The 15,892-nt window shown below is 50.5% G+C and carries 10 protein-coding genes, 1 tRNA gene and 1 pseudogene; 7 read left to right on the top strand and 5 right to left on the bottom strand.

Annotation, left to right across the window (positions count from 1 at the left end; all coding sequences use genetic code 11):
- The first annotated feature begins 416 nt into the window (after window positions 1-416).
- The 3 genes from R5L00_RS09625 (at window position 417) to R5L00_RS15910 (ending at window position 6,509) form a co-directional block, all read left to right on the top strand.
- Window positions 417-1,652: a PEP-CTERM sorting domain-containing protein gene (locus R5L00_RS09625; RefSeq protein ID WP_317651307.1), complete on the top strand. Its 1,236-nt coding sequence runs from the start codon at window positions 417-419 to the stop codon at window positions 1,650-1,652.
- A 1,952-nt stretch (window positions 1,653-3,604) separates the two neighbouring features.
- Window positions 3,605-5,773: an EAL domain-containing protein gene (locus R5L00_RS09620; RefSeq protein WP_317651302.1), complete on the top strand. Its 2,169-nt coding sequence runs from the start codon at window positions 3,605-3,607 to the stop codon at window positions 5,771-5,773.
- Between the two features lie 223 nt (window positions 5,774-5,996).
- The gene (locus tag R5L00_RS15910) at window positions 5,997-6,509 is read left to right on the top strand and encodes an SOS response-associated peptidase family protein (protein ID WP_411555560.1); all 513 of its coding nucleotides are present in this window, start codon (window positions 5,997-5,999) and stop codon (window positions 6,507-6,509) included.
- Here the strand turns inward: R5L00_RS15910 and R5L00_RS09615 are convergent.
- Both R5L00_RS09615 and R5L00_RS09610 read right to left on the bottom strand, forming a co-directional pair.
- Window positions 6,422-6,625 (bottom strand): hypothetical protein, encoded by a 204-nt coding sequence (locus R5L00_RS09615; protein WP_317651300.1) that lies wholly within the window; start codon window positions 6,623-6,625, stop codon window positions 6,422-6,424. The two genes, R5L00_RS15910 and R5L00_RS09615, sit on opposite strands and share 88 nt — an antisense overlap.
- Window positions 6,626-6,928: 303 nt before the next feature.
- Window positions 6,929-7,004: transfer RNA gene (locus tag R5L00_RS09610), tRNA-Met, on the bottom strand.
- A gap of 532 nt (window positions 7,005-7,536) precedes the next feature.
- Between R5L00_RS09610 and R5L00_RS09605 the strand changes: the two are divergent.
- Window positions 7,537-8,650 (top strand): annotated as a pseudogene (locus tag R5L00_RS09605) (IS3 family transposase).
- Window positions 8,651-8,690: 40 nt separating this feature from the next.
- Here R5L00_RS09605 and R5L00_RS09600 read toward each other — a convergent pair.
- Window positions 8,691-9,134 (bottom strand): hypothetical protein, encoded by a 444-nt coding sequence (locus R5L00_RS09600; RefSeq protein ID WP_317651299.1) that lies wholly within the window; start codon window positions 9,132-9,134, stop codon window positions 8,691-8,693.
- 359 nt (window positions 9,135-9,493) lie between these two features.
- Window positions 9,494-10,510: a site-specific integrase gene (locus R5L00_RS09595; RefSeq protein WP_317651294.1), complete on the bottom strand. Its 1,017-nt coding sequence runs from the start codon at window positions 10,508-10,510 to the stop codon at window positions 9,494-9,496.
- Window positions 10,511-10,848: 338 nt separating this feature from the next.
- Here R5L00_RS09595 and R5L00_RS09590 point away from each other — a divergent pair, with 338 nt between their 5' ends.
- Together R5L00_RS09590 and R5L00_RS09585 are read left to right on the top strand one after the other, a co-directional pair.
- The gene (locus R5L00_RS09590) at window positions 10,849-12,018 is read left to right on the top strand and encodes a UbiH/UbiF family hydroxylase (RefSeq protein ID WP_317651292.1); all 1,170 of its coding nucleotides are present in this window, start codon (window positions 10,849-10,851) and stop codon (window positions 12,016-12,018) included.
- 58 nt (window positions 12,019-12,076) lie between these two features.
- On the top strand, window positions 12,077-12,790 hold the full coding sequence (locus R5L00_RS09585; protein ID WP_317651291.1) for a DsbC family protein: 714 nt from the start codon (window positions 12,077-12,079) through the stop codon (window positions 12,788-12,790).
- A 26-nt stretch (window positions 12,791-12,816) separates the two neighbouring features.
- Here R5L00_RS09585 and R5L00_RS09580 read toward each other — a convergent pair whose 3' ends face one another.
- Window positions 12,817-14,031: a murein transglycosylase A gene (locus R5L00_RS09580; RefSeq protein ID WP_317651290.1), complete on the bottom strand. Its 1,215-nt coding sequence runs from the start codon at window positions 14,029-14,031 to the stop codon at window positions 12,817-12,819.
- A gap of 467 nt (window positions 14,032-14,498) precedes the next feature.
- Here R5L00_RS09580 and gdhA point away from each other — a divergent pair, with 467 nt between their 5' ends.
- Window positions 14,499-15,842 (top strand): NADP-specific glutamate dehydrogenase, encoded by a 1,344-nt coding sequence (gene gdhA / locus R5L00_RS09575; RefSeq protein WP_107694131.1) that lies wholly within the window; start codon window positions 14,499-14,501, stop codon window positions 15,840-15,842.
- Window positions 15,843-15,892: the final 50 nt, after the last annotated feature.

Below are 15,892 nucleotides of genomic sequence, written 5' to 3'. Positions count from 1 at the left end.
GACACGCTCTTCATCGCTCGTCATACCTCAAACTGAGGTTGCGAAGATGGGTGACTCTGCGCTAAAAGAATGCCTCTAGCGCTAGCGCTAGGGAGTGGTAGCATCGACGATCTTTTTCTGGCAATACCTAAGCCTACCCTAGGGAATGCAATCGCTCTAGCAGTGACTTATTGATTGATTTTTAAGCAGCTCTCCATGCTTCACCCTCTTTGCCTAATGAGTGACGGGGGCGGTCTTCGGCAGACGGTGGTACGGGTAAGGGTAGCTTGCGCGCTGGCGTTGGACGACCTGACAGGCATCCTGCATTTCGTGCCCCTTGATAATTCAAACCCTTAATCTAACCTTAACGGAGGAGCCTTGCTTTTTGACAGCTTGGCAGTCCCACCCTTTGTTGAGAAAACTGAGAAGGATTCATCATGAAAATCATCCGTGCCTTCAAAGTCCGTGGCTTTATCCTCGCTGCCGCATTTTCTGCTGGTCTGGGTTTCGCCACCAGCGCCTCCGCACAAGCAAGACATTCTTACCTGGTCGACCTCAACAGCAAGACCGTAACTGATATTGGCACCTTGGGTGGTCTTTCCAGCTATGCTTCCGGCATCAATGACGGCGGGCAGGTAGTGGGTTCGTCTGATACGGCTGGAGGCACCCATGCTTTCATCACCGGCCCCGATGGGATCGGCATGAGAGACCTTGGCACCTTAGGTGGGACTAGCAGCGGTGCTTTTGGCATTAACGAGGCCGGCCAGGTGGTGGGTTATTCTTACCTGGGTGGAGGCATGGCGGCAGGAGGCGCCTACCATGCTTTCATCACCGGCCCCGATGGGATGGGCATGAGAGACCTTGGCACTTTGGGTGGTAGTATTTCCAGCCATGCGTTCGGCATCAACGACACGGGGCAGGTGGTCGGTTCGTCGATGAGTCTGACTGATCAAGGTGGTTATAACCAACATGCTTTTATCACAAGCCCCAACGGGATGGGTATGAGGGATCTTGGTATTGTGGCGGGCTCTTACAACGAGGCTCGTGGCATCAACGATGCGGGGCAGGCGGTGGGATTTTATTATGGAAACACGGACGCGTTCAGCGTCCATGCTTTCATGACAGGCCCCAACGGAATGGGCATGAGAGAGCTTGACACTTTGCGTGGTGATGCTAGCGCTTCTGGCATCAACGACGCAGGGCAGGTCGTAGGTTCCGCGGGCGGTTCTGTTTTTTCTGACCAGCCTGGCCATGCTTTCATCACCGGACCCGCCGGAGAGAGCATGAGAGACCTGGGCACTTTGGGCGGTCCTGGCAGCTATGCTGATTACAGCTATGCTTTCGGCATCAACGACGTCGGGCAGGTGGTGGGGACGTCCTCCATCGGGGCCACTTGCTTCGCCTGCGAGCTGCGGCCGATTTCCCATGCATTCATCACGGGCCCTAACGGGGCAGGCATGATCGACCTCAATTCGCTAGTTGATCTGCCTGGTGGGGTGGTTCTATCCTCAGCCGCTGGCATCAATAATATGGGACAGGTCATCGCAATCGGAATCGTCCCAGAACCGGAGATTTATGCGCTTTTTCTTGCAGGCCTAGCCCTTGTCGGGTTTGTCGCGCGGCGAAAGAAGATGGGTGGGGAAGCTTTTAGCCTGGGGCAGACTTCTAGTTGAGGTAAAGACACGTTCGCGCTTTAAAGCCCGCTAAGCCGCTTTAAATAGGTTAGAACAAAACGCCTTAGCTGCTAGGAAATAGACCGGGGGCTTGGTCGGCAGATGGGGGTGGCATGTAAGGTATCCCCTCCGTACGCGCTGGATGCATGACTGCCTCGTACACGCTCTCATTGCTCCCAATAACTAAAACCTAGAAAGGGTGCAAAGTTGGCGGTAACTACCCTACAGCAATACCCCTAGAAAGGGCGCAGGGGATACTCGCAGCGACAATCCTTCTCCGGCAATACCTAAGCCTACCCAAGGGAATGCAATCGCTCTAGCAGTGACTTATTGATTAATCTTTAAGCAGCTCTCCGTGTTTCACCCTCTTTGCCTAATGAGTGACGGGGCGTTCTTCGGCAGGGCGGGGTGTGTTTAAGGTATCCCATCGGGAGTCGCTCTACACACGACTAACCAGAATATGAGTGGGGATTTGAAGATAACCGGTCATATTGCTTTACTCTCGCGGGATATGATGTTTATTGATGGATAATGGTGAATAGGGTGTCATGGGTGCTAGGGGTAACGCGCATCTATGCGAGTCGTCCCGCGCGTCGGTGCTAGGGGTAGCATCTATGCTAGGGGTAGCATCTATGCTAGGGGTAGCATTCATGCAAGGTTTTTCTAGATCGGGTAAGAACATTCGCGGCGTCTAAGCCTGGACGGTTCCGCTAGGGCTATGGGAATGCCTCTAACTCTGGCACTGTAGTGGCAATTAGCGACCATTAGGGGTTAGGTAAGAGGATAGATAGGGTAAGAGGCAACCAGACGGTCTACAACGCGATATCAGGGAGTGTATAAAGCCTATGGGGGGTGGGAACGGCACTAAAGTATCCCTCCGTACATACTCGATGCACGACTGCCTAATACACGCTCTCATTGGTCCCAATAACTAAAACTGAGAAAGGTTGCAAAGATGGGGGTAACTCTACGCTACAGGGAATGCCTCTAGAGCTAGCTGTACGGAGGGGTGGCATCGACGATCTTTTTCCGGTAATACCTGAGCCTACCCTAGGGAATGCAATCGCTCTAGCAGTGACTTATTGATTGATTTTTAAGCAGCTCTCCATGCTTCACCCTCTTTGCCTAATGAGTGACTGGGGCGTTCTCTGGCAGGGCGGGGTGTGTAAGGTATCCCATCGGGACTCGCTCTACATACGATTAACAAAAATCTGAGTGTAGCAAGTATAGGGATTTGAAGATAACCGGTCATATTGCTTTGCTCTCGCGACAGGGTTCGCAGCGTCTAAGTCTGGCAGTTTCGGTAAGGCGATGGGAATGTCCCTAATTCTGGCGCTACACAGCATTTTAGCGATTTATTTTAAAACCTAAGGGGGCCAGTACGTTAGAGGATATGTAGAGGGTAAAACACTTTATGTGACGGATATGATGACGCCTCTAGAAAGGGCCCAGGGAAGGTTCGGAGCGCATTAACCAGTGAAGGTATACCCGAGGTAGGGTAAGAGCCATTCCCGGCCTCTAAGTCCGCACAGTTCCAGTAGCGTATAGGAATGCCTCTAATTGATGCTCAAGAGCACCGCGGACGGGCGATCTATTTCTGGCAATACCGTAGCACGGTAGAAAGTTTTGCCGCGCTCTGTCGTTAAAGCCTATGGGGGTGGGGGGGTCTCCACGGGGGGCTTTGTGGCAGGACGGGTGGCTTGTAAGGTATCCCCGCCTAGGCGCTCTATACGGGCGCCTCATTTCTCTCGCCTCTTGGCGCGTCCGAGTAATCTGCCCTTCGTTATGCAGCCTTTCTTCTAGCTGTAAAATGCCGTCAGCATTCAAAGGCATCACCGCATGATCCAATTGCGCTCCTCCTAACGTTATGGTTGAGTGCGCTGATCGGCAAAGTCGTATTTCTGCCATCCAACATCAGTCGGAATCAAGCCGAACTCCTATTTCAGGAAATCATGCTCACTCAATTTAATGTTTTTTTTAACCAAGAAGATTTCATTCCCCACGGGCATTGCTATCTTTGGATGCCCGAAGTGCTATGGCTTCATCTAATCTCCGACGCCATCATTGCTCTGGCATATATGTCCATTGCTATAGGCCTTATTTATTTCGTGAAACACCGTACCGATCTGGCATACAAGTCTGCGTTTGCTATGTTCGGGCTGTTTATCATGCTGTGCGGGTTTACTCATGCACTGAATATCCTGACAATCTGGACGCCGATATATTGGGCTGAAGGCATGCTCAAAGCGGGCACTGCCTTCGCGTCTATCGTCACTGCGGGCGTGTTATGGCTGCTAATACCCAAAGCTCTGGCTCTGCCCAACCTAGGCGTGCTGCTGGCACTTTCAAGAGAGGTAAAGGCGGGACTTCGTCGTGACATTACTGCGGGTCAGGAAATCCAAACGGGACTTCGTCGGAATATTACAGAGGGCAAACTTATTGAAAAGGTGCTCTTCACAGAGAAGGAGCGTTTGCGCGTCACGCTTGGCTGTATCGCTGATGCTGTTATCACGACAGATATAGCCGGCAACGTGACTTATCTCAACCCGGTCGCGGAAACTATGACGGGCTGGGCTTCAAAGGAAGCAAGTGGCCTTCCGTTGCCGGAGGTATTTAGCATCATCAATTCGCAAACCATGGAGGTCGCTCCTAACCCGGTTGAGCGGGTCCTTCTGGAAAAGCGACCCATGGGTCTGGCTCTGCACACACTTCTTGTACAGCGAAGCGGCATGACTTTTCCTATTGAAGATTCGGCTGCTCCAATACTTGATCAGCACGGAGAGATCGTAGGAACCGTACTGGTATTCCACGACGTGACCCATGCGGAAAAGATGGCAATGCAGATGACGCATCAGGCATCCCATGATGCGTTAACCGGCCTCATTAACCGGCGCGAATTCGAACGGCGTCTAGACCACGCGCTGGTGACGGCTAAAGTGGACGCCAAGCAACATACACTGCTTTATCTCGATCTCGATCAGTTCAAGATCGTGAACGATACCTGTGGTCACATGGCTGGTGACGAGTTATTAAGACAACTTACCAGCGTACTTCAAGCCAAAGTTCGCAGAAACGATACCCTGGCCCGCCTGGGAGGAGATGAATTTGGCGTATTGCTGGAAAGCTGCACAACGGTGCCTGCAGTGAACGTGGCTGAAATGCTTCTAAAGACCGTGCATGAGTTTCGTTTCGTCTGCAAAGAAAAAGTATTTCAGCTGGGTTTGAGTATCGGATTGGTCACCTTTAGTGATGGAAAGGAAACACTAGCCGATATTTTACGCATGGCAGATGCCGCTTGCTATCTTGCCAAGGACAAAGGGCGCAATCGGGTTCAAATCTATACGCCAGAAGACGCCGCGCTCGCGCAACGTAGCCGTGAAATGGGATGGGTAGTCCGTATTCAGAAAGCGCTAGAAGAGAATCGCTTCGTCCTGTACTCGCAAAAAATATTGCGGTTGAACAGTTTAGAGGATGGCGATCACTACGAACTGCTATTGCGTATGCAGGACGAAGACGGAACGCTAATACCGCCGATGGCCTTTATCCCGGCAGCGGAGCGTTACGGCCTGATGCCTCAACTCGATCGCTGGGTGATCACTACCGCTTTTGCGCAATATGAGGGACGTCATCCGGCGGGTACTTCTGTCGGCACATGCGCCATCAATCTTTCCGGCGCGTCCATTTGCGATGAGAACTTTTATGAATTCGTGACGGAGCAGTTCGATCTGTACAAGGTTCCACCTGGGGGGATTTGTTTCGAAATCACGGAAACCTCGGCGATTTCAAATTTGACTCAGGCTGTTGTGTTGATGGGTAAACTAAAAGAGCAGGGATGTCGTTTTTCCCTCGATGATTTTGGGAGCGGGATGTCCTCGTTTACGTATCTCAAGCGTTTACCCGTTGATTATTTAAAAATCGATGGGGAGTTTGTAAAGGACATGATGGATGATCCCATCGACCAGGCAATGGTCGAGGCGATCAATTCCATAGGGCACGTCATGAATATCAAGACGATCGCGGAGTTTGTAGAGAACGACGCAATTCTTGGAGCGTTAGAAAGGATCGGCGTGGATTATGCCCAAGGGTATGGCATTGAAAAGCCGCGTTTAAGCTGGCTTTAAATGACCTCACATAAAATCTGACCGTGACCACTATTTTCTTTCGCATAAAAAAACAAAGTGATATACCACCAAAAGATCAAGCATCTGGCATGGCGTGGGTATATCGGCGGTTACGCAAAAGGCCACGACCTATATGTGTTGGAACACGGGGCGAAAGTAGGTCAACGCGGGCTATGGGCTGATCCTTCACCTACCCCGCCCTGGGAATGGCGTAAAAACAGCAATGTGCGGAAGATTTGAACAATCTGAAACAAAGCGGTATTACGCTAGCGCCCTTGGTGCTGATACTAGCGACCATGTGACGTGGTTAGGTGACCACATTCCCTCATACAATACCGCCCCCGGACGCTGCCCATGGATGATTATGCTTGACAAGGGGGAACTGCAATTCATTGGCATGACCTGGGGTTATCGGACTCCCAAAGAAGCGGTTCAGAAGAAGAAACCATGGATATGTGCGCGGGTTGAGAAATCGCTAACAGGAAGTTACTTCCGGCACATGTGCCGCGAAGGAAGGGTAATTGTTCCTTGCGGCGGGTGGTATGAATGGACGGTAGAGAACGGAAAGAACCAGCCGTGGTATATCACGCGGAAGGTGAATGAACCGAGTTTTATGGCTGGGCTAACGAACTTTCAGAGGTATACGCATCAGACCGTTTTGGATTCAAATTCCAAAGATTCATACCCCTCCTTTGTAACCGGTTTAACAATTTTCTTAATATTTGATATAACTTGATCTTCGCGCATTAACTCAACAGCTTGAGAATGCGCAAAGATGACATTGTTGCTTCCTGTGACCGAAATTCTTGTTATATTTTTCTTTGTTGTGTATTCCAGTTCCTCAGCGTCCATGGAACGACCACCCAGCCACTTTTATGACGCCGATAACACCAAACACTCCCCCTACGCAGCCAACTATTCCAAGCCATTCAAGCAATTCTTTGGCTGATGTAACATCTGAGTTTGAGCGCAAGCTCCTTGTTTGATCCCAAATACTCTGGACTACCTGAAGGTCAAATTGTATACATTGCTGCTCAATGTCTGCTCTTATAAGAACCTTTACTGTTGAGCGATCACCATTAAATTTCTTCTGCCCCACTAGTGTCCCATGAAAGACAAAAGGCTTACGCATTTGAACGTAAGCCCCTGAATAATTGGTAGCGAATCCCAGATTCGAACTGGGGACCAACGGATTATGATTCCGCTGCTCTAACCACTGAGCTAATTCGCCACGTATTAAATCCTTCTTACTATCAACATCTTACTGTGTGAAGCAAGGTGTATTATAACATTAAAGCAAAGTTGTGAACTAGATGGAAGTGTGAACGATTGTGAATGGAATGTGAATGGAAAGTAAGGTGTATTAGATGTATAGCAAGGGGTAGCAGGGGGTGAGGGGTGTCTGTTATATAGTGCATTGCACCCACAGATTTTCTAGCAGAAATTATCAATATCAGGCACTTCTACCGGATCATGTGGGATAGAATCAGGAATCAAAAGAACAAAGATCATTATTTCTGAGTAACGCAGCCATGCCTGTGGCGCTACCCTTCTTTCTGTGAGGCAAGACTTCTTACTTGCCTGCTTCGTCGTTTACCCTTCTTTTTAACCCTTCACCTACTGCTTCGCAGCAGATACTACATTTGGCTTAAGAAGGATGCGGCAAGTCCTTCGCCGCCCATTTCGATGCTTCCGTAAGCTTCCCTGTTTTAGAGACAAGCGAAAAGTAGAACTTTCTGGCAGGATTTTGCCTGGAGGTTCAAATGAAGAAATCACGTTTTACGGAAAGCCAGATTGTTGGGATTCTGAAGGAAGCGGACGGTGGCGTTGCGGTCAACGAGATATGGCGCAAGCACGGGATCAGTTCGGCAACCTACTATAAGTGGAAAGCCAAGTATGGTGGGCTTGAGGTTTCCGAGTTGGTACGGGTGAAGGAGCTGGAAGCGGAAAATAGTCAGCTCAAGCGCATGTATGCGAATCTTGCGCTGGAGAATGAAGCGATCAAGGCGGTATTAAAAAAGCTATAGCGCCGTCTGAGCGCCGGGATGTGGTTTTGCGTTTGGCGGGTGATCAGAAGCTGTCGATCAGACAATCCTGCCAATTGGTGAACCTGTCACGGGCGGCGTATTACCGGGACGAGAACAAGCTTGCAGTGCGGGATGCGCCGGTGATTGAGGCGCTCAATGCGATTGTTGCCAGGCATGGCCGTTGGGGATTTTGGAAATGCCATCACCGGCTGCGGCTTAAAGGTCATCATTGGAACCACAAGCGAGTCTGGCGGGTGTATTGCGCCATGAAGCTCAATCTGCCGCGTCGTACGAAGAAACGATTGATCAGACCAATGCAGCCGCTGGACGCACCGCAGCTGCCCAATGAAGTCTGGTCGCTGGACTTCATGAGCGACGTCTCTACCAGGGACGTCGATTCCGCACATTGAATATTCTGGATGAAAGCGTACGAGAGGCGTTAGCTATCGAGATCGATACCAGTCTGCCCGCGCAACGCGTCGTGCGAACATTACAGCAGCTTGAGGTTTGGCGTGGGTTGCCCAAAGCGATACGGCTCGACAATGGCCCGGAACTGACCTCGCAGTACTTGGCCGATTGGTGCCAGGACAAGGGCATTGAACTGCGTTTCATCCAGCCGGGCAAGCCGAATCAAAATGCTTTCATCGAGCGTTTCAACCGATCATATCGGACGGAAGTCCTCAACAATTGGTTATTTACGTCACTGGATGAGGTGCGAGAAATCACGCATCAGTGGCTACAAAGCTATAACGAAGAACGACCCCATGACGCGCTGGGAAGCCTGCCCCCGGCTGTGTTCCGTGAGCAATTGCTCACAGGGAAGAATTCTACTTCTGAACTGTCTACTTGAGGGGGAAGCTTACGCTTCCTTATTCCCTGAATGTCATCCATTACTTAACCCCCTTCAAGTAATAGGCCAACCCCAACGTCTTAATGTCCCGGCGACGTTGCGCTTGTACTTTCGTATCCCAATAGGAATTAGGGTCGGTCTTTTGTAGATTGTCGTAATACGCCTTATTTCTTTCGGTGATCGGCTTTGAAAGAATCGTACTAATCTTGCCTTCCTGAACTTTCTGTACTGCTTCCCACGCCTTGTATTTGGCTTCTTCTTCGTAAGTTTCACGCGCAGCACGTATCTGCATCTTAGCTTGCTGACTTGTGGCATTAGCTAACATAGAAGCCCAATCAGGTTCACCCGTAGCTTCTTTATGAAGATCATGAAAGGCATTCCTCATACCCTTCACTTGTTCGTTAACGCTGTTGTGCTTCTTTGCTAGGAAAGCAGTTGCTTCGTTGCTGTGATGTTCTTGATTGAATATTGAATCGTCTTCCATTTACTTATTTCCTTTTACATTTAAAGATTACTGTGATACTATTACTATTATTGGATAACTATATACATTTAATATGCCAATATTATATCATAAGAAGTGCTTGACTTTCCAGTTTTTGATATGTTTATCTTATGCAGTTGTATAAATTATTGATTCAGAAGGACAGTTATTGATCTGATGCGGTATTACATACGACGGAAGATGCATATGTAATACGCTATTGATGCAGTAAGGATAAAAATAAATATAAAAAAAGGGCTACATTGCTGTAACCCTTATGTCTATTACCTTTCAGAAGATCGGCTATGTGATAATTATGCTGGTAGGGTGTTGCAGTACACCACTAGATAATAAAATATCTAGCTAACTGCCCTTATTTGACCATCTAGCTTATTAATAAGGACATTATTGGATATATGAGTATATCTTCTTAACATTTGTAATGACTTATGTCCTGTTATTGCAGAAACTTCCATTACATTCATTCCTAACTCAAAGTATCTTGATGTAGCTTCATGGCGTAGGTCATGGAAATGGAAGTTATCCATACCTGCCTTCTTCACAGCAGTCTTAAATGCGCCATTCATCGCATCACTTCTAGGCAACCAAGTAAAAAACACGCGCCGACAGGCTATATGCTTAGGTATAGAAGACAATATATCTATTGCCCTTAGTGATAATGGAATGGTTCTAGCTGTTCCATTCTTAGTGTCCGACAGGACTATGATACGTTTCTTAATATCAATGTCTGTCCATTCCATATTCAAAAGCTCAGATAGCTTCATAGCAGTTTCTATAGCTAATACGGCTATTGGATATAGAAGGATATTCTTAGACAGCCGACAGGCATTTAATAATCTATCTTCCTCATCATCTTCTAGTCGTCTTGTCCTAGCATTGTTGGCTGTGGGCTTCCTAATTAAGGAAACAGGGTTAGTGACGGGTATGCCCCATTCTTTCAATGCGATGGTGTACAAGTGGCTTATCAATGCTAGTTCTAATCTCAAAGTCCCAGCGGAACATCTTTTCAATAGTCGGTCATCCCTATGCTTCGCAAAGTCCTTCCCTTTTAAAGAAGACAATGACCTTCTAGCTAAAGGATGTTTAAGCCATACAGCAATGCGTCTTAGTTCCTGATCCTTCCCTTTCTTCTTAGGCGTAATCTCATCCCTATACCTTTCTAACGCTTCACCTAACGTAGTGCTGTCTGCTGTAGAACGATTGACGTATGACCCCCTATCCATATCTGATTCAATGCTACGAATCCAGACATGAGCATCTTTCTCATAGGTGAATGACTTACTGATGGGTGAATGCCCCTTGCGGCGTACCTGGGCATTCCATTTACCGGAAGATAACTTACGAACTGTTGCCATTTAAACACCTCATATCCATGTGAATGTGAATGAGATGTGAACAGCAAGAAAGGATTGAATGTAACTTATTGATGAATAAGGTGGAAGTTATGAGCAGCCTGCCTATTATGATTCCGCTGCTCTAACCACTGAGCTAATTCGCCACGTATTCGCTAAAGAGGCGAAATTCTGCCTTTAGCAAGGCATCATGTCAAGATTAACACCGGGTTAGCTTCGTATCCTTATGACGATATGAAGAAAAATTCAAATTTAGACTGAGCTTCGTCCGTATGAGGAACCTCCGTCGCGAAATCTGCCACTCTTCATCCCCTAAATTCAAAGCCGGGTATAATGCTTTTATGAAATTCGATGTCGTTATTATTGGCGGCGGTCTGGTGGGGGCAAGCCTGGCGCTGGCTCTCAAAAACAGCGGGCTAAAAATTGCGTTGGTGGAATCCCGTCCACCCGTGCCGCTCCCTGAGGACGAAAGCTGGGACAGCAGAATTTACGCTATCAGCCCGGGCAGCGCCGGTTTTCTGCAGGATCTCGGCGTGTGGCAGGCGCTGGACGAGGCCCGGATCACCCCGGTTTATAAAATGGCTGTGTTTGGCGATGACAATGCCGCTCGTCTCGATTTCAGCGCCTACGATATCGGCTATCCGGAACTGGCATTTATTGTGGAAAATCGCCAGCTCCAAACGGCAGTATGGGACGCACTGAAGCGCCAGAAAAAACATATCAAGATGTTCTGCCCGGCCCGATGCGCGTCGCTGGAATGGACCGAATCACACGCCGAGTTACATTTGGAAGACGGCACCCTGTTACAAGGTTCCCTGGTTGTCGGCGCCGATGGTTTGAATTCCTGGGTGCGAGAACAGGGAAAAATCGAAGTTTCGCGCCATCCCTATCAGCAGATAGGCGTGGTGGCGAATTTCAGCACGGAACGGCGTCACCATAACATTGCTCATCAATGGTTCCGGCGAGATGGCGTGCTGGCCCTGCTGCCACTGCCGGGGAAGATGGTATCCATGGTGTGGTCGTTGCAGGAAGACCAGGCCCGACCGTTGCTCGATGCGCCTGAGGCGGAGCTATGCACTCAGGTCAGGAATGCTGCAAGTAGGGTGCTGGGGGAGATGCAGCTTGTTACCCGGCCAGCCGGATTTCCGCTGAATTTCGTGCATGTGAAGCAACTTGTACGGTCGCGGCTTGCGCTTATTGGCGACGCCGCCCACGGTATCCATCCACTTGCTGGGCAAGGCGTCAATCTCGGCTTGCGCGATGCGCGCGAACTCGCCAACACCCTTGCAACACGCGGGTTGGAGCTGGACTGTGGGGATTACCTGCTGCTGCGCCGGTATGAGCGCGCCCGTAAAGAAGACATTCTCGCGCTGGAACTGGTCACCGACGGCCTGCAGAAGTTATTCGCCAATCCCAATCCAACACTCGTCCGCTTGCGTAATTTAGGGTTGGGAATTACGAACCGCCTCCCGGTAATAAAAGACCGGTTGATCCAGCATGCGTTGAGTTGATACCGAAGTAGCAACGCAATAACAACCTCGAAACATCCATTTAACCGGAGCGATGGTCATGCATTTGAAACCCGTTTTCACTGCCCTGATATTGTGCTTACTCGCAGGTTCGGCTGCTGCTGATGAAGAAGCTGTAAAAAAAGCCCTGCAGACAACTTTCTCCGGCGAAAAGATAGAGAGCGTAAAAAAAACGCCTTATCTGGGACTGTATGAGGTTGTGGTGGGAGGAGAACTTTTTTATACAGACGAAAAAGCAACTTACCTGTTTTTCGGGCATGTGGTTGATCCCCAGACGAAGCAAAGCCTGACCAGCGAGCGTCTACAACAGATCAAGGACACGCGCCGCATCAGCGTGGACACACTTCCGCTGGATCAGGCGATTAAAGCGGTAAGGGGCAACGGGAAGCGCAAGCTGGTCGTTTTCTCGGATCCGAATTGCCCTTACTGCAAGCGGCTGGAAAAAGAATTGGCTAATGTGAAGGATGTGACGATCTACACCCTGCTTTATCCGGTGCTCAACGGTTCGCTGCCAACGGCTACGGCTATCTGGTGTTCTCCCAATCGGCTTAAGGCCTGGGATGATTTTATGCTGAAAGGTGCAGCTCCCACCGGAAAGGATTGTGATACGCCGATTGAAACGATTCTTCAGGCGGGCCGGAAGAATGGGATAAACGGTACACCCACGCTTATATTCGCGGATGGTTCAGTGATCCCGGGAATGATCCCCGCCGATACCATTGAAAAGAAACTGAATGCCGCAGGCACAAAATAACCGTGCCAGTGTCATGCCCAATTAGTTTAACAACAGGTTTTTTGCGCTACCGGCGCCGGCGGCAAGTCTCCCTGCGACATGTAACTGGCGGGCATTAATACCCACATCTTGCCCGTTTGTCTCATCTTTCCTGCCTGATTCGCGGCATCCGGCCCAAAGCCCCAGAAGAAATCGGCCCGCACGTTACCCTTGATCGCGCCGCCTGTATCCTGGGCCACCATCAACCGATGAAGGCGCTTATCGGTATTGGGCCAGGTCGTAGCGAGAAAAACAGGTGCGCCCTGTGGTACCACGCGAGGATCAATAGCAAGGCTTCGACCCGGGGTGAGCGGTACGCCGAGGGAGCCCAGCGGACCTGTCACGTTAGCGGGCAGCTCTCTAAAAAAAACAAAGCTCGAGTTCTGCTGCAGCAGCTCGGGCAATTTTCGCGGATTTTTTTGCCCCCACGCCTTGATTCCCTGCATCGACGCCTTGTCCAGCGCCAGTTCACCGCGCTCCACGAGCAATCTTCCAACGGATTTGTAGGGATGGCCATTCTGATCGGAGTAGCCCACCCTCACGATTTCACCATTTTCAAGCTCCACGCGGCCCGAACCTTGGATTTGCAGGAAAAACAAATCGACTTCGTCATCTACCCATAGCAACTCCTTCCCCTTCGGCTGCCCCGGACCACCTTCTATTTCAGCCCGGCTGTAGTAAGGCACCACTTTGCGTCCCTGCAAGCGTCCGCGCAACCGCATGTTTTTTAGCTCCGGGTATACTTCTCCCAAATCGATCACCAGGAGCTCATCAGGGGTGGTATATATCGGATACCTGTAACGCTTTGACTGCTTGCGGCTGCCCTTCAGCAGGGGTTCATAATAGCCCGTGATGAGTCCTTCCCCGCTACCGTCCGAATTCAACACCTGATGCGGAACAAAGCGGCTCTCGATGAATTGCCTCAAAGTAACGCCATCCTGCGCTTGCAGTGATTCAGCCTGGACACAGGTTTCCTGCCACAGCGGCTTGTTTTTCAGAACCGCGCAGCTGCGGAGAAACGCAGCCCATGCCGGACGAATATCGTCCTCCGCCCAGCCGGTCACCGAATTCCAATCGGTTGGTTGGAGCACGACCACCGGCGCGGTTTCAACCGGCAACGGCGGAACGGGCTGGGGTGCCTCAGTGGTTCTCTTCGGCGCCATTGTACAAGCCTGGAGCAACAGCAGCGAGGCGATAGCGAATAAAGTTAATTGGTTTTTCATCCCGTTTTGTTTAAAGTGGCATCTCATAAATATACAGCAACCTCGAAATCATGTGGATTTTACTCCTCGAAGCGGCCGTGGCCCTGTCGCTACTGATTCTCATTGTCTGGTGGACTAGACCCCCGAGGGCGCGCAAAAATGAAGATGAAAATGATAAGAATGATGCGGAGCCCAAGTAGCGCCCGTCGCACACTAACACCTCGATGACTCTGGCTGGGCTAAGCCGGAAGTAGACGCGACTTCCCCTCAAAAAAAGCGCGGATAACGCGACGCAAGGATGTTGTGGTCGCGATTCCAGCGGCAGTTATCCGGCAACGGTTCGATGGATTGTGAAACATCGGAAGCCGCCATGTAACCCCGTTCAAGCCCGTTGTTCCTGACTTTCCTCATAAATACAGTGCGAGTCGGCGAGTAATTTGGCAGAATGCTCACCTTGGGAAAATGGTTTTGTCACACAGGGGAATCCAATGAAGTATCAAAGTTTTCAAGAATTCTGCACTTATATTGCGAAACGCAATCCCGGCCAGCCTGAATATCTGCAGGCGGTTGCCGAAGTGATTGAAAGTCTTTGGCCTTTCATCACGGAACATCCCCGGTATGCCGAGCATGGTCTTCTGGATCGCCTGACAGAACCGGAGCGAGTAATCATTTTCAGGGTTGCGTGGGTAGATGATCACGGCGATGTCAATGTCAACCGTGGCTACCGAATTCAGCATAGCTCATCCATCGGTCCTTATAAGGGAGGCACGCGTTTTCATCCTTCCGTAAATCTCTCTATTCTGAAATTTCTCGCATTCGAGCAGACCTTCAAAAATGCGCTCACCACGCTTCCCATGGGGGGCGGCAAGGGCGGCGCGGATTTCGATCCCAAAGGCCGCAGCCAAGGCGAAGTGATGCGTTTCTGTCAAGCTTACATGAGCGAACTGTTCCGCCATATCGGTTCCGATACCGACGTCCCCGCCGGTGATATCGGCGTGGGCGGGCGCGAAGTGGGATTCATGGCCGGGATGATGAAAAAGCTGTCCAATCGGGCGGACTGTGTATTTACCGGAAAGGGTCTGAGCTTCGGCGGATCGCTGATCCGCCCGGAAGCCACCGGGTACGGAACGGTTTATTTCGCCGAGGAGATGCTCAAGCAATCCGGCCGTTCTCTCGACGGGATGCGGGTTTCGGTGTCGGGCTCGGGAAACGTGGCGCAATATGCGGTGGAAAAGGCGATGGCGCTTGGCGCCAAAGTCGTCACCGTCTCGGATTCCAGCGGCACAGTGGTGGATAAGGAGGGCTTCACCCCTGAAAAACTGGCTGAGTTGATGGAAGTCAAGAATCGCCTTTATGCCCGGATAACCCACTACGCCGAACGTGTGAAAGCGGAATTCTTGCCCGATATGAGCCCGTGGCATGTGCCGGTGGATGTCGCCTTACCCTGCGCGACACAGAACGAACTGAATGAGGAGGATGCCGCAACCCTGATTAAAAACGGAGTTATCTGCGTTGCCGAGGGCGCCAACATGCCATCGACCGCCGAGGCTGTGAAATGCTTTGAACGCAGCGGAATTCTTTTTGCACCTGGCAAAGCCAGCAATGCGGGCGGCGTAGCCACCTCCGGTCTGGAAATGAGCCAGAACGCCATGCGGCTTTCCTGGCCCAGGGAAGAGGTGGACGCTCGATTGCTTGAAATCATGCAGGCGATACATCGCTCTTGCCTGCAATATGGCCGGCGCACGGACGGGACGGTCAGTTATGTCAACGGTGCGAACGTGGCCGGTTTCGTAAAGGTCGCCGATGCGATGATCGGTCAGGGTGTGGTCTAAACGATCCTGATTACCGGGATAGAGCGTCCGAGGTGTCTCTGGACGTATCC

This window comes from Nitrosospira sp. Is2 (assembly GCF_033095785.1).
Lineage (GTDB): Bacteria > Pseudomonadota > Gammaproteobacteria > Burkholderiales > Nitrosomonadaceae > Nitrosospira.
Note: the sequence above shows the minus strand (reverse complement) of the source record. Positions and strands in the feature narration are given on the sequence as shown.